The sequence below is a fragment of the Yersinia ruckeri ATCC 29473 genome (genome assembly GCF_000754815.1).
In the GTDB taxonomy this organism is placed as follows: domain Bacteria; phylum Pseudomonadota; class Gammaproteobacteria; order Enterobacterales; family Enterobacteriaceae; genus Yersinia; species Yersinia ruckeri.
The window spans coordinates 1,738,059-1,759,082 of record NZ_KN150747.1 but is presented as its reverse complement, the minus strand read 5'-3'; the positions used below and the strand labels follow the sequence as shown (position 1 = coordinate 1,759,082).

Below are 21,024 nucleotides of genomic sequence, written 5' to 3'. Positions count from 1 at the left end.
CTTATAACTGATTGCCGCTTCAGACAATAAAAATAATTTATATTCAATAAATTATAAAACCTCTGAAATAAGGGCATAAGGTCGATGGACATAAAAAAAGTGGGTGGAGCTGGACTTCACGCAAGTGAGCTTAGGGCAATCAGTAAAATGGAGCAGCAGTTTCAAAGCAGCTGGCACGGATTTGCGGGGTTGGTTGCGTCGGATGCTCAAGGGCCAATGGAAATCGACTGCCTTATAATTACTCATGACCGTCTGCTTTTGGTCGAGCTGAAAGAGTGGAATGGTATAATCGAATATGACAATGGGATGTGGATCCAGAATGGCCAAAACCGTGGCAAAAGCCCTTTTGCTATCAAACGAGAACATGCCCTACGCCTACAGAAGCTACTTGATAGAGAGTTGTCACACAACCTCGGTTATTGGCTCACCGTAGAGGCCCATGTTGTACTATGCGGAAACGCTACTCCAGAAAATCTTCCCCTCATAGAAAGGCCTTTCGTTCACTCACTGGATGAGTTTCTTGCTATTCGAGCTCCTGAAAAGTATGACACTCTCGTCGCCAATAAAAAACTGGCCGGATTCTTCAACTCAACCGGGAAAGCGAGGCCAAACTCTGAAAAATCCCTGCAGATCATCTACAAATTTATCGAAGGCCCAAAGATTCAGAAAAAAGAGCTTGTTGTTGGTAACTTTCAGGCTCACACGAATAAATCTTGGTTTGCTCACCGAAACTCAATCTACAAGGAATACTTGGCTCAAGACCGGTCAATGCCCTCAGCGAAGGGACTGATCCGCCGCTGGGACTTCAATCAATTAGGTACCCTGCATGCCTTACAATCGACCTGGGCTGATATTGCCCTCCGTGAAAATCGGATAGGCAAATTCATTCGCGATAACAGCAATATGCGTGATTACCTGCTTAGGTACGTCAACGACGTTTCCATCGATGACGTCACGGAGGATTTCTGTGAGTTATATGAATTGCCTCGAAATACCGAGCGCTTGGATGAAGTCATCGCTAGTGATTCTGCAGCCTGGTCAAGGGAGCAACGGATGGATCGCGTACGAGCGCTTTTGGCCCCGTTTGCTGACTTACATGCGTTGAACATTGCTCATCGTGATGTTGACCCACACAACCTCTGGTATGCCAACAATCACGATAGTATTCTGGCATCTGGCTTTGGCGCCGCATTTTTTCCCGAATCTGGAACAGTGGCCGAACATCGAAAATTGCTTCAAAGTTCACCAGTCGCATTGCCCGAAGATGCTATGTGTGAAGGTGACATCATTGATGCTTTTCGTATTGATGTCTTCCTACTGGCCTCAGTGGCTTATCAGATCTGCTTCAATCAGAAGCTTGAGCAAGTGGATGGAGTCCCCGAATGGACCATTCCCGTAAACGATCCTTTCGATGGCCTACTGAACTCTTGGTTTGAAAAAGCTCTCTCTTGGGATGCAGTTGAACGCTTTGAAGGTGCTCCTAGCATGCTGACAGAGTTCAACTCCCTCACCGGAACGTGCCCTGCAGAAGATAAGGACTCCCAACAGATCTTTGAGCAATTGATGCACAGCCCCCACCGACGCCAAGATCTCACACCATACTTAATACTACAGGCCTTTCCCCCTTCACCAGATAAGCTTCAGGATGCATTCAAGGCCTTAGCCAGCGGGAGCAGCAAGAAGGCTTTCTTGGCTCATAAAGATAACCAGGAAATGCTTGTGAAGTTGTGGGACAACGTTCAGGTCTCTCGAAATCAACCCGGCTCCAACCGTCGAATACTACAGTTTCTGAAACGTCTGGAACAGTTCCAGGACGCCACTTTAGCAACTCCAAAGATCGTGGACTTCGGTTTAATGAATCCTCAGGGGCTGTTTGTCGCTACAGAATATGTGGAAGGTGAAACTTGGCCAAGTTATCTATTGGATCTTACATTGTCTCAAAAAGACAAGCGGGATCTTGCAATTAATCTGGTTAGTACCGTAATTGATTTTCACGAAAAGCGATTTGCCCATGGAGATCTACATCCAGAGAATATTCTTGTGAAAGACTGCAATGCCGAGAAAATCATGCTTGTAGACGTGCTCGATTACGGTAGTGAAACGGAGGCGTTTAATACTGAGTATGGGCCATCAAACCCTGCCATAACTGATGCCTATGGTCGTGACCGATGTGCCGTCTTCAAGATCGTCGAAGAGCTTTTCGCAGGAGAATTGCCACCGAAAGTTCAAGAGGAATTCATTAGAGCTCGTGACAATCAAACTCAAATCCCAGTCTCTCTTACCCCATTGCTCAATGCACTGCATACAGCCCTAGAGCCAGAACAGTCAGAACAGTCAGAACAGTCAGAACAGTCAGAACAAGCAGAGATTGAAAAAAAAGAACCTATTTTGTTGAGCTGGAGAGCTAACAGCTTTCCGACAGCGCCCACACTTTTGGACACAATCGACGGCGGTTACTATTTCAACTGCAAATGGGTTAATAGCCGAGTCCACGGCCCTACTAAAGAACTTGCTTGTTTTATTACGGGTAATACAGCTTATCTACAAGTAAACCTAGATGTTGAAGCACGTAAAATAACCAAAGTCCGACACACAGCTTCTATTCCACTGAGTGATGTAGTCAGCGCCCAACGGCGTTCTGTTGGGCGACTATCCCGGCCTATTGCTCTGCAAAATGGCCCTCTAGATGAGCAGTGCACTCTGGTTGATGCAATTCTAAGCATGGAGGCTGTGATTGATGCCATTATTGAGCAATTCAGTCTTTCCGAGGAAGTTTATGACGTTCCTTTGACGGATGAAGAGCGCTTGGAGTTGTCCCCAGATAAATTATGGAAAGCGTTGGCTGATACGGAAGGGCAACTTCGCCAAAGCTTTCAAATTGAATCTAACGTTGAGGAAAAAGTCAGCGATAGTGGATACCCGATGTACCCCTATTTGTGCCTCGATGGACGGGATCTGCAGATCGATGCAGATGAGACCTACTATATCTATCAGCCTAAGTCAGATGAAAAGCTTGGTGAGCTCTTGATCAACGAGACGACCGGTAGCTATATGGCGATACAGCCGGTTAACCATTGGGCTAGTAAGCAGTTTATACCCGGAAAATCACTTCAACTAGAATCCATTCGCAGCAAATCATCAAGGGATCTGAGACTTAAGGCTCTGAACCGGGTTATGACGAAAAAGTCGCTCATACCCAACTTGGCTGACTATTTTGATACCAGACAAAAACCAGCCCTGAGAGAAATGGCGGATCGTCCGACAGTTCAGAAACTGCGGGAGTTGTACGATGTTCCAGGACAGGAAACAAATAATAAACAACTTGAAGCATTTCAGTTCTTAGTAGGACAAGGCCCTGTCGGTGTGCTTCAAGGACCGCCAGGTACTGGTAAAACTACTTTTGTCAGTAAATTCATCCACTATCTGTTTGAACATGCCGGTATGAACAACATCTTACTGGTGGGCCAACAGCACTCAGCGGTGGATAACGTCGCGATAAAGGCGAGAGAGCTTTGCTCTGACAAGGGTCTGGAACTGGATACTATTCGAATTGGCAATGAATCGCTGATCGATGATCGTATGCTGCCTACACATACCCGAGCTTTGCAGCAGAAGATCCGCCACAAGTTTCACCGGGAATATGACATACGGGTTAGCGCCCTCTCCACCCGACTACAGCTACCACATGAGCTGGTTCAAGATGCAACGCGATTACACCGTAGTCTAGCTCCTTTGTTGGTGCAATTAGGACAGTATGAACGTCAGCGAGAAAAGCTGGTGCGCACTGGCGGAGAGTCCAATGAGATCCATGTGAGCCAGTTAGTGGAATTAACGCACCAAAGAAATCAGACGGTGGAAACAATTGAGACAATCGTCCGCCAGCAGTTCAACAGTGCATTTGGCGAGTTGCCAACAAATAGTGAGCTGTTACTAGACAAGCTACTTCAAATCTTGGCTCAGAGCCATGGAGTGAACAACCCCGTCAAGGTGGATCGCCTGCATCGATTGTTATCCCTAAGTCAGGAGTGGCTCGATGTCCTGCGCTCTGGAGAGGCTGGCTATGACCGCTTTATGCTGAAAACCAAACAATTAGCCTGCGGTACACTCGTTGGGGTTGGACGTCGCAGTTTAGAGTTGGATCAGAGCCAATTTGATTGGGTTATTGTCGATGAGGCTGGCCGTGCTCAGGCCAGTGAGTTGATGGTTGCATTGCAAAGTGCAAAACGCGTCTTATTGGTGGGCGATCATAAGCAGTTACCACCATTTTACCAGAATGGGCATATAAAACACGCCAGCAAACTACTCGATGTGAGCAAAGAAGCCTTCGTGGAATCTGATTTCGAGCGGGCCTTCAATGCATGTGGTGGAGTGACTCTGGATACACAATACCGAATGATTGAACCCATAGGCGATCTAGTCTCAGCCTGTTTTTACGCAGATGATATTGGTAAGCTGCACACAGGACGAGGACCAGCCAAGGCATGGTTCGATGAATTACCCGCCCCATGGAACAAGGGGGTTAGCTGGATCGATACAACCTCTGAGCAGGGTGAGAAACAGACTAAACCTGGCTACACCAACCAGCATGAAATAGATTTGTTATTGCATTCGTTGCGAGTGCTAGTAGATGCAGATGCTGTTGAACACCTGCAACGAACGGTCACAAATGAACACCCTCATCCGATCGGTATCATTACCATGTACAGAGCCCAAAAAAATGAGATTGAGACTCAGCTCAATCAAGCTGAGTGGATGGGCCCGCTGCGTCACCTAATCCGGATCGACACTGTCGATTCTTACCAGGGTCAGGAAAACAAGATCATCATTCTTAGCTTAGTGCGGGACAATCCCAACGCCCTGCAGGGCTTTTTGCGGGATACGCCTCGAATCAACGTAGCTATTTCTCGTGCCCAGGAGCGCTTAGTTATCCTTGGGGCTGGCAGGATGTGGCGTAAAGATAACAATGACTCTGCATTGGGCTCAGTGTATGAATACATCACTGAGCGAGCAATACAAGACAATAGCCATTACCAGATGATTACGACTCTTGAATTCAACAAGGAAGGCATACCAGTATGATCTCGCTTTCTACAGATACTAAAGCTCGTGTTGGGAACCGCATCACCATCCTGATTCCCGCCCGAAAATACATCATGAACGTAGCATGGACCGAAGAAAAGCCCATGCCTGCCATTGAGCTATTTGCTTGCCGACTACTTATACTCTTTGAACGGATGTTGCCCCTCGAGCTCCGTGAATTCTTCGGGCTCTCGGAGCGAGAAGAAGAAGAGTTGCTTAATTCATTAGAAGATAAACGCCTAGCCGCATTGGATAACCAAGGTTACCTAGTCCCCAGTCCACTGTTAAAGAGTCAGGTCGGTTATGGTGATGGCGTACCAATGCTGGTTAAATACAACGAGCAGACCGAACATGTAATACTTGACGCTTTCGCTTTGACAGTACGTAAAGAACAGCGGCTGAGTCGGTTGATGTTCGGTCTACCAGAGCTTGCCATGCCCGAATCCGCAAAGGGATTAGGAATGGATAAAATCATTGAAGAATTCGGTCGACAGTTCCGCAGCCATCTAGAAATCACTCGCAACAACGAGCACGAACGTCAACGTACCCAACTTTACAAAGTGATGGGCAGCAGTGCTAGTGATGTACTTCAGCTAGCAGTCGATATTGAGTTCACCTATCAGCAGGCTAAGGGTGAGCCAAAACAGTTGATCCGCTCCGCTGAACGGCTGGGCCCTAACCAGAGTCGCCCCCTCAGCAGTAAGCTGGAAGCCCATATCGCAGATTTCCTTGGCTCGAACTACATCGAAGAAAAAGGCACAGATGCGGAAACTTACTGCCAATTAGCTAATGACCACGTGTTGAAAAATTTTGTCAACGGATACCGGGTAGACTACTCACGTTGGATGCTTGCCCGAGATGAGAGCAAGACTGGTTATGGCTCGACTGATACGCGTGGTGTATTTGGACCCTTATATCTACTTGAAAATCGGCGTGATGCGTTGCAATGGATTCGTAAAACACTACACGAGCAGGATGAAGTTACAGATCTAAAAGCACTGTGGATGCCGAGCAATGTTCCATTTTGGGGGGCCAACTCAGAAGACATAGATCGCTTTGTTCAGGATCTCAAAAGCATTCTTGAGCAGAAAGATAGCGATGCAAAAGTATCCCTAATTCATCAAGGTGGACACTGGGATGTACGACAGTACCTGAAGAATATATTCCCATGTGGTTTGTCGACCCCGTTAGCCCTCGATCGACTCGAGTTGTTTGTAATTCCCGACATTTTTGGCCTGATTCAGTACCATGGTCAACCTAATACCGATAGCGGGGTGAGTTTGCCTATTGGGTACATGACCAAAGACCCGGACCGGATTAAGCACTTGGAATTATTGTTTAAATCTAGAGTCGGCGACTTCAGCAATTTGAATTGTACTTGGGCCTCTTCCAAAGGGACAAATTCCCCAGACAAAATCCAAGATTTGCTACCACAAAACTGGCTAACCATTCCCATATCTCGGCCTGCTACCAGACCTATTCTTAGCTTGAATCGCTGATATCAAAGTCAGTTGCCATTAATGGTAACTGACTTTTTTGGTGATAGGGTACCCATGCAACGCAAGATATCTTCTATTGGCTGCATAACTGGTAGGATATGGCGGGTCAAGAACACTCATCAAGGTGTTCCGCCTTATGAATATAAGCAGCATGTACAGAGTTACGCTCGTGATGGCTCATCTGCCGCTCTACCGCATCCTTCGACCACAATCCCGACTCAATCAACGAACTACAAGCCATAGTTCTGAAATATGGTCAAAAACCTTGGCGGTGACAATACGTCCGCAATTTCAACCTAGGTATCATAGTCCATCACACGCATTACTTTTTTGACGGTGTTCGCGATCATCGGTTCCGGCCAGATTACGGTCACCAACCCAGCGCAAACCTTCCATTATCTCACCGAAAAAAAACAAGTGGCTGCTGAAACCAACAGTGCCAGCACTTTCGCTCTAGCACTGTTGATCTAATTAAGAAAAATCACGTTAACTTAGGCTCGGCTACCAAACTCCCCGTGAACCACACCCCCACCGAGTTCTAGTTTGTCAATATAATCCCCATACCACTGCAACATATCCCTACGCTGCTCCAGATATTGAGCATGGTTGTACGTGCCACGAATGGTGTTCTTATCCACATGAGCAAGCTGTAACTCGATCCACGCCGTGTTATAGCCTTGTTCGTGCAAGATAGTACTCATCGTGTGCCGGAAACCATGGCCAGTCGCCTTCCCGTGATACCCCACCCTTTTCAGTACCTGATTAATACTCGCTTCGCTCATCGGCTTAGTGATGTCGTTACGCCCAGGAAATACCAGATTGTAGCGACCAGTCACAGCATGGATTTCACGTAGTGCTCCCACTACCTGATCGGACAATGGCACCAGATGTGGGCGGCGCATCTTCATCCTTTCTACCGGTACTTCCCAAACTCGCTTATCGAAGTCGAATTCTTTCCATTCGGCCATTCTAAGTTCAACGGTACGAACTCCCGTCAACATCAGAATCTTTGTTGCTAGCCGAGTTATTGGGCTGCCGGAGTAAGCGGTGAGAGCCTCTAAAAAAGAAGGAAGTTCATCCGCTAGCAAATGAGGGTAATGAACAGATTTTGGCGGGGTTAATGCACTTGCCAACTCTGAGGCTGGGTTACTTTCAGCTCGACCAGTGACAATAGCGTAACGAAACACCTGGTTGCAGGCCTGACGGATTTTGCGCAACTTGTCGAGTACACCACGTTTTTCGAGTTTGCGAAGTGAACTAAGGATCTCCAGAGGCTTTATCTCTGCAATTGGGCGCTTACCGATATCCGGAAAGATATCGTTTTCAAACGCCTCCATAATGTCTTCAGCATAACCCTTCGACCAGTTAGGACGTTTGTACTCATGCCATTCTAATGCGATAGCTTTGAAGGTATTTTCCACTGTCACTTTGCGAGCTTGTTTCTCAACCTTTTTCTGTTCGCTGGGATCGATATAGTTTGCGACTTGCCGCTTAGCTTCATCTCTCCGCTGCCTGGCTTCAGATAACGAAATCTCAGGATAGATACCCAACGCCAACATCTTTTGTTTACCATCAAAGCGGTACTGTAAGCGCCAGTATTTAGAACCATTAGGATGAACCATTAAATGCATGCCTTCGCCATCAGTAAGCTTATAAGGCTTATCCGTGGGCTTTGCACTTCTTACCTTCACATCGGTTAATGCCATTTGAGGCCCTCCGTTGCTGGCTGTTGGTACAAGATTTCATTGAACGGGGATGTACCATCACACATACCAACAGATACTACTTGATGCTGGTAGATGTAGGTAGACTCTGAGAGAATTTCGACGCGCCAAAATCACCCAACTCACTGAATTTCAGGCATAAAAAAAGACGTCGATTGACGTCTATTTACTTGAAAATGGTACGCCCTACAGGATTCGAACCTGTGACCTACGGCTTAGAAGGCCGTTGCTCTATCCAACTGAGCTAAGGGCGCATTGTTGATTTTCCACAAGATAACTTGCTGCGGATGGTCAGTTGCGGAGTTGGATTATACGGGCAGACACCTGCGAGTCAATGGGTTTTCGCCTTACAACCACTCACCTGTACATTTATTCGTTATTCTACGCCTGACAGCGCGCCTCGCTTCTGACAAAATAGGGATATTCCCGCTTTTTTAATTGATGGACTCCTCCACTGATGTCAGCAAAAATTATTGACGGTAAAACGATTGCGCAGCAAGTCAGAATTGAAGTCGCTGCACTGGTTCAACAGCGTTTGGCTTTGGGTAAACGTGCCCCTGGCCTAGCGGTCGTGCTGGTGGGTGAAAATCCAGCCTCACAGATTTACGTGGGTAGTAAACGCAAAGCCTGTGAAGAAGTGGGATTCCTTTCTCGTTCTTACGACATGCCCACCAGTACTTCTGAAGCCGAATTACTGGCTTTGATTGATACTCTGAATAAAGATGCTGAAATTGACGGCATTTTGGTACAGCTGCCGTTACCTGCCGGTATTGATAACGTAAAAGTGCTGGAACGTATTAGCCCAGACAAGGACGTAGACGGTTTCCATCCTTATAATGTCGGCCGCTTGTGTCAACGTGCGCCAAAGCTACGTCCTTGCACTCCTCGTGGCATCGTTACTCTACTGGAACGTAGTGGTATCAACACCTACGGTCTGAATGCCGTTGTGGTTGGCGCATCCAATATTGTAGGCCGCCCGATGAGCCTTGAGTTGCTGCTGGCTGGCTGCACAACCACCGTGACTCATCGCTTTACCCAAGATCTACGCGCGCATGTTGAGCGTGCTGATTTACTGGTTGTCGCCGTCGGTAAGCCGGGCTTTATTCCAGGCAGTTGGATTAAACCAGGCGCGATCGTAATTGATGTCGGCATCAACCGCTTGGAAAGTGGTAAAGTAGTGGGAGATGTAGAGTTTGATGTCGCCGTTGAACGTGCCGGTTGGATTACCCCAGTTCCTGGTGGTGTTGGTCCAATGACCGTAGCAACACTGATTCAAAATACCTTGCAAGCCTGCGAGGAATATCACGGTATCAACGAAAATTGATTTAAAGGATAGTAATGGACATTTTTCATTTGGAAAAACACCCGCACGTCGAGCTTTGTGATTTATTGAAGTTGCAAGGTTGGAACGACAGCGGTGCCTCAGCAAAAGCCGCGATTGCTGATGGACAGGTAAAGGTTGACGGAAATGTAGAAACCCGTAAACGCTGCAAAATTCTAGCTGACCAAATTGTTGAGTTTCAAGGCATGAAAGTACAAGTTAAAGCTTAGTTGCCATTGATTATGGCAAGTTTTAATTAGCCAATTATTGCAACAGATTCTGGCTAAAAAATTGCGGTTACTGACCTACGTCAGAACCGCATTTTTTAGTTTTAATGGGCTAGCGAATAAAAAGCATTAACTTAATATGTTATTTTTAACCTATAAAAATCGATTTTTATACATGCTGATTTTTCTATCGCTAGCACAAGACAACCCACAGCAAGATTTTATTCATGACAACATTTATAGACCATCGAGATAAACAATAAAGTCGTCACGGTAACCAAATAACAAACGGGCCTCACTGACTAACTGTTTAACTTTCCCGTGCATATTTAGAAAATTTGCTATTTTTATCATATTAAAATATACATTTATATTAACGTAACACTTTGAATACTCATCCCCCCAGATGAGATAGTCTTGCAATAGTTTCGAGTCTTTATTGGTATTGAATAATATCAAATTATGCATCTGCTCATCAAATTTATACCTAGTGATATTTATATATGGATTATATAATTCTCTGGCAGGTGCGAATGAAATAAACCTTCCTCGTTCTAAGTTCGTCAATACTATTGACGTCTTAAATCCAGTGACCATAAAATACAAAGCACACAATGAAAAAAGCACAACCACAGAGTTGAAAAACTTCATTTTCACTGGAATTAAACCAGAATTAACTTTCGTATCATTAGTGATCAATGACAATAACAAAATCAATGTAATGATATGAGCGACTGATTGATATAATGGATATTCAGTCATCATATGTAACGTAATTGGCAGTGTCAGTAACCATAATGATGCGCTAATTTTATTACGGGGATAAAATAACAATCGAAGGTAACCCGCCAATAAAAATAGCATTCCGACCAAAGCAAAAACCCCGCCTTCAACCCACCAAAACAACAATTCATTATGGGGGTGAGTAACGCGATTCATAGATATTGCTGGTATTTTTCCCGCCAAAAAATGATGAAAACCGTACTCAAAACCACCATATCCCCAGCCCAACCACATTTTTTGCTGAATCATTTCCCATGTGTATTTTAATATCAATAATCTTTCATTGTTAGAAGATGAATGCGAAACTTGTGTAATAATATTTTCCGATAAAATAAGAAAACCGTTGAATACTCCGACAATAATAAACAATACTACTATAAAACAATGTAATTTATTATTCTTATAATGAGTCATCAGTAAAAAACCACCACTCAATATAGATCCTAAATAACCAATTCTAGATTGAAGCAACACTATGGTCATTGAAAACAACAAGAGTGAAAAAAGCAGAGTAATATTAGCAACATCAATAGTTCGTATTCCTATCGGGAAAAAACCTTTCCTATCATTCCTCATGATATACAAATAAATGCCTATGACTAACCCAGTAGAAATAAAGCTAGCCATTACATTCACTTGCTGGAAAATACCATAAGGACGCGAGGATAAGATGTCAAACTCCATCCAATTATTTTCAGACAGGATGAACGCTTGCAATAACACCAATACAGCCTCAACTAAAGCTGAACCGACTAATATCCATAGTATAAATATTTTATCTTTAGCACTAAATTGGCATTGTAAAAATGTCAAATAGCATACTAACCCACCGAAAACGGCAAGTACCCTAATAGTACCTTGTTGGTTAGAGAAAATATTTTGATTAAATATTGGTATAGATAGAAATAATATACCAATTAGAAATAAATAGCATGATGAATTAACCTTTAATATGCTAAAGTGGTCAAAGTGACACCATGCATAAAGTATGATTAACAATATCACAATCCAGCCAATTATATTACCAGGCAGCAGCAATCCCGAACCACCCATATTGGGAATGTATATGTGCATAATAAGCAACATATATAATGAAGTAATGGCTAGTATTATATTTTTCACTTTCATCATGACCGCATAAGGATATGCGAACATTATAAAATAAGCATATCATATCAATATTTAAGGGTAACCCCTTACTTATATAAGGAGCTGTTTTTATTAAAAATTCACAAGTAAAACTAAATAACGTTTATAGTCAGTACAGTGCTTCCATTAAAACTGCCAGCAGTAACAGAACCATAGGGTAAATTCAAAGTTGATGATACTTTTACCGTAATATAGCCTCCTGCTGGAGCATAAACCAGACTACCACCGTTAGCACTGCTAGAATCATTAACTCTTATTTTTGTTTTCAAGCTGCCATCAGAACGTAAAGTTATATCAGTGGCTGCGGGTGTCACCGTCAAATATTGGCCAGTTCTACATTGGATCGATAAATAATTCGATGCCGTATTTCCATTAACTACATTAGCATTAAGTGAGCCGTGATTAATCGTTATCGGAGCGGTACTAATGGTACATGGCGGTTCAACAATTGCTGCGGGAATCACTACTGATAAACACTTTCTGACAATAGTTCTGATAGCAGGGACTGCACCATGACAAGCAATTAACGTATTATCGACATTCAGATTGACCGTACTAGGAAGAGTGACACCAGCATTGATATATTGGTTGGTAAAAGTGGCAACTTGCGAGTAACTCACCATATTTTGCGTTTGATAGCCAACCATAACATCAATGCACCCAGGCGGTAAAACAGTGGCATCCGTGGCAGGGATACATCGGCTAGAAGACTGATGACCAGGCACAATATCCATGGAGTAGTTATTCGATGCCAGCCTGACGTTAGTACGCGTCAGTTCATAGGGCTGATCAGCAGCGCTGAATGAACCGCTGAGCCGACGGGTATTGGGATCAACAGTGACGGCGCTATAAGCTACTCCGATGAAAAAAACAGGTAATAAACTAAAGAAAAAAGCAATATGTCGTATCATAGTTAATCCATTCGATGCAAAGTGCTTTTTGCAAAAATAAAATAATGAATGTCATTCAGTTATAAGAGATGCTGAAGGTGGCAATACTGCTGAAGAAACCGGGAGTAATTGATCGTTGTTCGATTGCATTTTGTTCTGCGGCTATATATGCACGTAAAGAAATAATATTATCCTCTCCAATCAGTGGAATTGGGTCACTGGGTTTATCAAGCGCGAGTTTTTTACCTGGCACTGTTTCCAGGCCAATCCCGATTCCACTAGCTTGACTCCCTTTTTCCAACGCCAACAGTCCTGGTAGTTTGGGGTTTTCCTGCCCAGTGAATAGAATAGTCATACTATTGGCCAAGCTCAGATCACAGTGTTCTAAATGTAGATAAAATACCTTTCCCGCAGTGCGTTGATATTGATAAAGATACTTATCATATATTGCTCCTAGGCGTACCTCACTACTCTGATCATCAGGTTTGACTGTACAGGGCAGTGATTCTATCAATGTGCCATGTAAGCTAATATCAGCACCGAGAGCATGTTTTTCTGAAAAGAGAAAAATAGCGGGTAGCAGAATAGTTGAAATTAATAATTTCATTATTTATCTCATTTTATATAACATCAATGAGTAATGTAGCTGTCGCATCAAACTTACCGCCCTTCAGTATGGCATTTTTATTTTTAATCGGAACGACCTCTAATACAGGGGGGGTGTTATGTGCGAAAATATCCCATTCATTAACAGATAACTTAACTCCATCACTAAAAATCTGAATACCTAAATTAGGAGATGAAGTCAACAGTATCGTTGAATCAAAAGCACTGGTATTGCCTTTTATTTGTATTTTCAATATAGATGTTTGACTATTTTCACAATTTAGCGTGTAGTCAACGGGACGTTTATAATTAACCCCGTCAACCTTGGTAGTGACTACTGAATCGCCAAAATCAACATTAATGGGTTTATCTCCATTAATTATGCATGGAGGCGGCTCAATTAAAGTACCGTGAAAATACATATTAGAAGAGTATGCATTCTCACCATACACCAAGCCATTTATTAACATGAAATAATAGACTAAAATACGTAGCATAATATAACCTCTATTTATCGGTACTCTACTATTAAGGTTGCTATTCCCATAAAAGGCCCCGTAGTTAATGTGGAACCACTACGTTTAATCGGTACCGCCTCCAATTTAGGCATCGAAGGATAAGTGAAATTGAACCAGCCGCTTTGATTATTTCCATTAATCAATATTTCAACACCTAAATTTACATTAGTAGTTTTTAATGCCTTAGTAGTAAAACCGGCTGAATCACCTTCAATCTGCATTCTCATACTATTTGATGGTGCATTATTACAGGTCACAGAATAGTTTATTTCCTGCAAATAGTTAATCCCATTAACCAATTTGGTCATCACTCTACTCCCAAAGTCAACGGAAATATCCTTATTACCATTTATCATGCACGGTGGCGGGGCTAAAATAACGCCAGTAATAGATACTGGTGTTATTTCCCCATACGCCAAATGAGTAATAGGGAGAGTAGTGATATAACCCAAAAAATAAAAAATCAGTTTTTTCTTAAATTTCATTTGTGTTAATCACGATTTATCGTTTTACCTTGGCAGTTGTTGCCACTGCAATTGAAAACCAGCTGTGGTCTACCGCCGTAATCATTGACATAAGTCAGCACTGGAGCATTCCCTAAAGCCGCGGCAGAGACCCCTAGGCTTAATGAAGACTTTGGTGCAACCATTATCGGTTTAAAATTTTCAATCCCTTTTCCTTTTATACTACTGGCGGCATCGACCAAAGTAATAAAGTAAGGCGTAGGATTATTTATTTGATAATCATTACCTTGCCGAACAAGTGTTAGCTTATCTTGCCAAGGCGTCACCATATCCGCTTTACCCGGTACTATACTTTTCGGGCGATAAAATAATTTGACTCTAGTTTGTAGCGCAATTTGTAAAGTATTAGGTTTATCACTACGTGGTGGTATTTCACGTAGATTAAAATAAAAAAGTGTTTCTCTATCTTGAGCCAATTTATCTAACGCAGGCATTGCAACAACTTTCAACTGACTCTCCGCTCCCGGCTCAATACGCTGAATCGGTGGTAATATTGTTAACGGTGAGGCAATTTTATTACCCTGCTCATCTTCAATCCATCCCTGAGCTAAATAAGGTAATTGCTTATTCTGATTGCTAACAGTAAGGCTGACTGACTTATCACCACCATTCACAATCACTCTAGTGCGGTCTAATGCGATAGCAGCCAAGGTCTGCTGGCTGACCAAAACACTCGTCAGTAATAAAAAGGAAATACTCTGTAGTTTCATAATAAATTGCCTGTGTTATCTAGTTTTAATTAGCCATTATTGTTGGGTAAAGAACCTGTGTGGTTTTCTGTAATAGAAGTACAGGGTAGTAACAGATTTGACTGAGTCATGCTGGGCAGTATTTTTGGCAAGGTAATATTGCATTGTTCTCTACCCGACCAAGTTACCGTCATTTTTTCCCCAGAATTAATACCGGTTAAATAAATACTTCCTTCATCACTCACAATACCTGTTTCTTGTTGACTCTCATTTATTACAGTGGCACCAAAAGGTGGAGCAGAACCATCAGCCAATCGGATTATTGCCATCATTTTTTCACCTGCAATAACCTTAAATTGCCGATAACCAATAGCGCCTTCCGTAAGAGTGGCTTGAGCAACTGAATTTGTTGCCTCAACATTATCGGCCAGATTGTCTAAATCGATGCTGGCACTATTACGGTAATAACTATTAACATCCGTTATCACAGCTTTGCCAAATGTATTAGTGTTAGTCGTCGCGCCATAGCCGCGTACTGGCACACCAGCAACTCCATCAGTATCTATCATCAATCGTGTTCCCCCCTGAGTGCTGGCACGGTGCAAAGCGGCTCCCTTTGCTGTTACCGTTATCCCCCCTTGTAACGATAATCCTAACGAGGAAAATTGGTTTTCCTGATAACTAGCATTAGTGTTTATTTCCGCGCTGTTACCACTATGACTAAAATAACCACCAAACATCCCCCCCTGCTGTGAATGCCCTGAACTTATCTGATAATTATTATGGCTATCAATTTGGTTATAATAATTAACAGATTGCGAATTAGCCCCTGAACCATTCGAACTGTTAAGACTGATGGTTCCATTCTCACCCAGCGGCATAGATAGCGATAAATAAAGCCCATTGTCGTTGATATTATTAGTTTTGTTTTTGTACGCTGATAACGATAAATTCAAATTACTGATCTTTCCCCAGTTAAAATAACGTGACAGCGAAAAACTGTAGCGATCATTGGTCGGTTGATCCCAATACGTCTGGTGGCTGTAATCAAAAAAAGTACTGACATCCAGCGAGCGTAACTGTTTATTTAGCCTGACGGTGTACATTTCTTTATTACTTCCCAAACGCACATTTTCGTTTTTTTCACGGGCAGCAAGAAACTCCCCCATCGTCATAAAATCACGCTCAGAAAAACGGTAACCCGCAAATGTCACCTGACTATCATATTGCTCAAAGTTTTTTGAATAACTTAGGCGATAAGAAGAACCTGTTAAAACTTCTTGTTGTGGAAATTGTGCTCGTGACTCTGTGATATCGAAGGAAAGTGCGCCAAAAAGCATCAGGTCGCGCCCTACTCCTAAAGATAATGCGTTATAGTCTCCCCCAGTAATTCCACCACCATACAGCGACCAGCCATTACTCACGCCCCAGGAAAACTCCGCAGTAGCAAACGTTGCTCCCGTAGTATGGTGATACCAGTCTGAGGGTTTCCCAAGCGCCATTTTGTAACGCACACTGCCCGGACGAGATAGATAAGGGATAGTGGCAGTATTAATTTGAAAAGTTTGCACACTACCGTCTCGTTCTTCGACCCGCACATCCAATTTTCCGGACACCGAATCACTGATATCCTGAATTCGGAATGGTCCCGCAGCCACCTGAGTTTCATAAAGTACTCTATCTTGCTGACTGATGATCACTCGGGCATTTGTTCTGGCAATACCAATGACTTCTGGCGCATAACCCCGCAGATTAGGTGGCAACATATTGTCATCCGAATGCAAGCTCGCACCAGTAAAGCGAAAACTGTCGAACAAGTCTGAATTTAAAAAGTCTTCACCAAGTGTGAGTTTCGCCCCCAAAGAAGGCATTGCACGGTACAAATAGTAACGGCTCCATTCCAATTGGGGTTTACCCTCTGACATTGAATTAACCTGCCGCTCGGACTGAGCTTGCCAATCTGCACGTAAACGCCAGGCGCCAATATTTGCTCCGACAATACCATTACCACTGGTGGTATAACTTTTTTCTGCTCCTTTTCTCATGGTCAGTTGGCTACTCACATTATAATCAAACAACATGCCCGTAATGCCATGATCCCAAGCTGATGGCGGATCCCAATTTTCGGTTCGGTACTCCAAATAAGCCTGCGGAATACTCAGGTAGAGCCTTGATGCACTGAGATCGCCGCGTGCCTCAACACCTTTTATTTTCGCGAGATCTAAGCATTGTTGTTCATGCCACCAACTAAATTGATTGACTATCTCCTCTTTAAAACCCACTTGCTCCGCCAGCTCAGGTGATATACAGGGCAAACTCAACTTCGGATTCTCATCAGGCGAATAAAATATAATCGACTGTTCTGGAATAACCAGCTGGTTAATATGCACCGACATCACATAGCTGCCCGGCATGATGTAATCACGTTGAGAGAACTGGCTTAAATCAATGTTAGAACGGTCTTTAACATCTAATACATCAATGTTAAACTCAATATTATCAGCAGCTCGTGCCCATCCTATAACACAAACCAATGAAGTAAATATCTGTAGGAGTATTATTGGCCGAGATACTTTTTTCTTATAAACATAGGCCAGCATTACAGACTATCTCCATTAGTTGTAATAATCTTTAAATTAATACTCAGCACTATTCTTAGCAGGTAACAGCAAATAGTTACCTGCTAAGAAAATAAATTCTTATTCAATCATGAAGTTTAATAAAAGCATGCGGGTATATTCCGCATGCTTTATATTCACGACAATTCAACTGACTTATTGATAAGCCAAAGAGAAGTTGGCAATAGATTGGAATTCACCAGGGATAATGGTTGCTGATGCGCCATCACCTTGTAAATATGCAGAGAATGCCAATGAGTTATTACCATCCTGAATGGTTTGAGGCTTGCCAGATTCACCTAATTTAAGCACGTCGCCAGAACCATTAGTAATAGCAATACTTGCACCACGAGCGGTACCAGTAATACCTAATAAATCAGGATTACCTGTTGAAGTCGCTCCGGTAAATTTAGTTGTTACCGTTTTCAATGTTGTGGTGTCACAGTTTTCAAGTTTAATTTGGAAATTTTTAGGCTTAGATTTACCACCATCTTTTAATGCAACATTGGAAACTTGTCCAAGATTGACAGTCTGGTCAATAGTATCTGGTGTAATTGAACAAGGTGAATCAATGATAGAACCGTTAAAAGTAACGGTACCATGCCCTTGATCCTTTGGCGCAGCATTTGCGGCGGCAGCCATAACTACGATGCCCATACCCAATACCATTTTAAGTTTGTTTAATTTCATCATCACTAAATTCCATTCAGTTTGAATTTTATTATTAAAGACTCATTAAAAACTGAGTCATCACTTGAGATTGCAGATAGGAATAATGCAACGGAAATATAATCACCATTTACATAATTCCTAGCGTCATCAATCGAAATTGAAATTATTCAACCCGACACATCTCGACGAATAAATAGTAGACCACTCAGAATGGAAACAGAAATACAATAATTTTAAATAACCAAACTTTTACTTATTAATATATTTCAATAGTTCTTAAATCGCACTAGAACATCATCTTAACTTAACTTAATCGCTATAAATTAAGTAGATACAAAGCAGTAACAAAATTCCCCCTTTGATAATGACAGCATCCAAAAATAAGAAAAAAGAAAAAGAAAAAGAAAAAGAAAAAGAAAAATAAAAAATCATTCCAACTCACCAATAACCCATCAACAACTCAGTGTCAATGAGGACTATAGGATATAGGATATAGGATATAGGATATAGGATATAGGATATAGGATATAGGATATAGGATATAGGATATAGGATATAGGATATAGGATATGATAATGATGAACCCCTGATAAATGCACGCTATTTTAGCCAGGTATACTTCATCATTATCATAAAAAAATTATAATTTTTTACACAGGAACTGGGGGGTCGCGGTTGTTGAAAATACATAACCATTATTAGCATTAGGATAAACACCAAAATTAACCCAACCACCCTCACGGGTAAGATAGGGATAAAGGTATTTCTGTGCAATATCAGGCGGCACGTTATCTATTGGCATAATATATAACCTCACCGTTTTCAGTGAGTTAATTGAAGAATCCTTTTCATTGTAATTGACCTCAGCATAACGCTTTAGTTTAAATTTTTTATTATCAATAGTCATCTCCCCTGAGTAATCTACCATTCCTCGCCCTTTAGATAAATGAAAATAAATCCCTGTATTTACGTGGCTACGCTGACCTGATACTACATAGTCATAACTTACTTGGGAATAACAATCGATACGGTCATCCAATGAGGGCGCATTTTTATAAAATGAATAACCGAAAGAGATGGCTAATGCAAGTATGATGACTAATGTAGCCATAATGATTTTTTTCATGATCAACTCAATAGCTATGGTAGTAAGAATTACAATATGTACCTGATTTTAAAATGTCACCATCACATACAATCAACGATAATCGGGGAAGTGCCGGAAAGCTAGAAAAGTAAACTCGTTTTGGTTCCTGGCAAGAAATATTATTTATCTTAATCATGTGCTCTACCGATTTCCTTATTTCTATATCTCGGGAAATTTGGCTGAACACATCACACTGTTCTAATAAAAATGAAGACTTGTAGTCATAAAACCGACTCTTGGAGTAAAAATAAGAGTCAAACACGGAGGCGGAAAATGCCATAATAGCAAGAAAAATGAACGCAATAACAATATGATAGTTTACATCCCAGATGCTAGGGATGGTTTTAACCAGTCTGAGAAAAGAACTATTATTACTTCCTGAATAGTAGAAATCCCCTCTCTCTTCAACAATTCTGTTATCAGAATGATTGTGAGTGAAATTCTTTACGTCTTCTTGATACTGTGTGTCTTCATTATCTTGCTTACTCACTTCCGCGGATTCTTTCGCTATCAGTACCATTGATTCCGGTGTCTGACCCGAGATCGGGGGAAAAGATGAGATTTCAATATTGCTGCCTATCCGTACACCACGGCGTGGCACTGTAACTATCACATCCTCGGTTAAACCCAGTTGTTTGAATGCTCGTCTGATAATAGAAATATTTTGATAAAAGGTATTGCTATTAATTGGTGCTCCGTGGTTTTCCCAGACCTCAGTAAAAAATGTACGCTGAGAAACAACCTCATGCCGATTGTTAGTAATAATGAGTAAACAGTGATTAGCGGGTGTCGTTAAAAAAACCATCTCGCTTTTATTATTTATATTATAGAGTGCAGCAATAGCATGGTCATAAACCACTTTATTATTAAAGATTATCTTATGGCTCATTATTAATACCTGGCGTAAATGATGATAAAGGTCTGTATGTGAAATTGCCCAAATAGTTAGTTTCAGAAGTCGCTAATGTTAGGTGATTAACAAAAAGAAATCAACAAACTGGAATACAGCAGTGCAGGGTTAATCTTAACCAGGCCAAGTCGTAACAAAATAAGAAATATGTAACAATGTAAATAAAAATGCTTATTACTCATTGTTCTAATAGAAAAAAATCATTCATATTTCTCAAGCTACTAGACAAAAAGCATTTCATTGATAAAGGATGTCTGTGCCAGTTGTTTTCCAGACTACCAATTTATCAGCACGATATCGCAAAGAAAAAATAAATCACTATATTTCAATAAGGTACAAATCAATCACAGGTTGTTTATAGTGGTAACAAAAATGCATAAGTGAATAAAAAAACACATTAAATGAATTAAAACTCAACACGGCATGAGTTCATGCAAAAAAACTCACCTCAACAGAATATTACTCTGAATTATGATTTAAATGTTATTTTTGCAGCACAAAGGCTCTGTAGGCACATAAAAAACACAATTTAACGTCTAGAAGGTTAGAAATCTAACAACACCATGCTTAACTTTAATGCCTCGGTGTTACACTCAAAACCGTGATCCAGCCCTATTACTGAATAACCACCTACTCGAATTCCGTACCAAGACATCACATACAATATT

16 protein-coding genes, 1 tRNA gene and 1 pseudogene are annotated in these 21,024 nt (G+C 41.9%); 5 read left to right on the top strand and 13 right to left on the bottom strand.

All coding sequences use genetic code 11. From position 1 onward, the window contains the following. Positions 1–84: 84 nt before the first annotated feature. Positions 85–5,079: an AAA domain-containing protein gene (locus DJ39_RS07790; RefSeq protein WP_004718872.1), complete on the top strand. Its 4,995-nt coding sequence runs from the start codon at positions 85–87 to the stop codon at positions 5,077–5,079. After that, positions 5,076–6,578, top strand: a complete 1,503-nt coding sequence (locus DJ39_RS07785; RefSeq protein ID WP_038251284.1) for a hypothetical protein — start codon at positions 5,076–5,078, stop codon at positions 6,576–6,578. The genes DJ39_RS07790 and DJ39_RS07785 overlap by 4 nt, the downstream gene beginning before the upstream one ends. 115 nt (positions 6,579–6,693) lie before the next feature. On the opposite strand, the pseudogene DJ39_RS18245 reads toward DJ39_RS07785, so the two are convergent. Continuing rightward, a pseudogene (locus DJ39_RS18245) lies at positions 6,694–6,934 on the bottom strand (hypothetical protein); the annotation flags it as partial. Here DJ39_RS18245 and DJ39_RS18110 point away from each other — a divergent pair. Then, positions 6,909–7,049 carry a hypothetical protein gene (locus DJ39_RS18110; protein ID WP_162013022.1) on the top strand — a complete coding sequence of 47 codons (141 nt, stop codon included), beginning with the start codon at positions 6,909–6,911 and terminating at the stop codon, positions 7,047–7,049. The pseudogene DJ39_RS18245 and the gene DJ39_RS18110 sit on opposite strands and share 26 nt — an antisense overlap. Positions 7,050–7,069: 20 nt before the next feature. On the opposite strand, the gene DJ39_RS07780 is transcribed toward DJ39_RS18110, so the two are convergent. Together DJ39_RS07780 and DJ39_RS07775 are read right to left on the bottom strand one after the other, a co-directional pair. After that, the gene (locus DJ39_RS07780) at positions 7,070–8,284 is read right to left on the bottom strand and encodes a tyrosine-type recombinase/integrase (RefSeq protein WP_004718866.1); all 1,215 of its coding nucleotides are present in this window, start codon (positions 8,282–8,284) and stop codon (positions 7,070–7,072) included. A 195-nt stretch (positions 8,285–8,479) separates the two neighbouring features. Further along, positions 8,480–8,556 (bottom strand) — tRNA-Arg (locus DJ39_RS07775). A 203-nt stretch (positions 8,557–8,759) separates the two neighbouring features. On the opposite strand from DJ39_RS07775, the gene folD reads away from it, so the two are divergent. Both folD and ybcJ read left to right on the top strand, forming a co-directional pair. Continuing rightward, positions 8,760–9,626, top strand: a complete 867-nt coding sequence (folD, locus tag DJ39_RS07770) for a bifunctional methylenetetrahydrofolate dehydrogenase/methenyltetrahydrofolate cyclohydrolase FolD (protein ID WP_004718865.1) — start codon at positions 8,760–8,762, stop codon at positions 9,624–9,626. 14 nt (positions 9,627–9,640) lie between these two features. Continuing rightward, entirely contained in the window at positions 9,641–9,853 is a 213-nt protein-coding gene (gene ybcJ, locus DJ39_RS07765) for a ribosome-associated protein YbcJ (protein WP_004390634.1), read from the top strand. Positions 9,854–10,087: 234 nt separating this feature from the next. Here the strand turns inward: ybcJ and DJ39_RS07760 are convergent, their stop codons facing one another. The 10 genes from DJ39_RS07760 to DJ39_RS17120 form a co-directional block, all read right to left on the bottom strand. Then, entirely contained in the window at positions 10,088–11,764 is a 1,677-nt protein-coding gene (locus tag DJ39_RS07760) for a PglL family O-oligosaccharyltransferase (RefSeq protein WP_162013023.1), read from the bottom strand. Positions 11,765–11,874: 110 nt separating this feature from the next. Continuing rightward, on the bottom strand, positions 11,875–12,693 hold the full coding sequence (locus DJ39_RS07755; protein ID WP_004718859.1) for an MrpH family fimbial adhesin: 819 nt from the start codon (positions 12,691–12,693) through the stop codon (positions 11,875–11,877). Between the two features lie 55 nt (positions 12,694–12,748). Continuing rightward, positions 12,749–13,279, bottom strand: a complete 531-nt coding sequence (locus DJ39_RS07750) for a fimbrial protein (RefSeq protein ID WP_004718857.1) — start codon at positions 13,277–13,279, stop codon at positions 12,749–12,751. Positions 13,280–13,292: 13 nt separating this feature from the next. Continuing rightward, positions 13,293–13,775 carry a fimbrial protein gene (locus DJ39_RS07745; protein WP_049687939.1) on the bottom strand — a complete coding sequence of 161 codons (483 nt, stop codon included), beginning with the start codon at positions 13,773–13,775 and terminating at the stop codon, positions 13,293–13,295. A 14-nt stretch (positions 13,776–13,789) separates the two neighbouring features. Continuing rightward, on the bottom strand, positions 13,790–14,281 hold the full coding sequence (locus tag DJ39_RS07740) for a fimbrial protein (RefSeq protein WP_004718852.1): 492 nt from the start codon (positions 14,279–14,281) through the stop codon (positions 13,790–13,792). A gap of 5 nt (positions 14,282–14,286) precedes the next feature. Beyond that, the gene (locus DJ39_RS07735; RefSeq protein WP_004718851.1) at positions 14,287–15,030 is read right to left on the bottom strand and encodes a fimbria/pilus periplasmic chaperone; all 744 of its coding nucleotides are present in this window, start codon (positions 15,028–15,030) and stop codon (positions 14,287–14,289) included. A 29-nt stretch (positions 15,031–15,059) separates the two neighbouring features. Beyond that, complete coding sequence (locus DJ39_RS07730) at positions 15,060–17,609, bottom strand: outer membrane usher protein (protein ID WP_004718849.1); 2,550 nt, start codon at positions 17,607–17,609, stop codon at positions 15,060–15,062. A 174-nt stretch (positions 17,610–17,783) separates the two neighbouring features. Beyond that, complete coding sequence (locus DJ39_RS07725; RefSeq protein ID WP_038243953.1) at positions 17,784–18,317, bottom strand: fimbrial protein; 534 nt, start codon at positions 18,315–18,317, stop codon at positions 17,784–17,786. A 622-nt stretch (positions 18,318–18,939) separates the two neighbouring features. After that, positions 18,940–19,425 carry a hypothetical protein gene (locus DJ39_RS07720; RefSeq protein WP_004718843.1) on the bottom strand — a complete coding sequence of 162 codons (486 nt, stop codon included), beginning with the start codon at positions 19,423–19,425 and terminating at the stop codon, positions 18,940–18,942. Positions 19,426–19,432: 7 nt separating this feature from the next. After that, positions 19,433–20,335, bottom strand: a complete 903-nt coding sequence (locus DJ39_RS17120; RefSeq protein ID WP_004718841.1) for a winged helix-turn-helix domain-containing protein — start codon at positions 20,333–20,335, stop codon at positions 19,433–19,435. Positions 20,336–21,024: the final 689 nt, after the last annotated feature.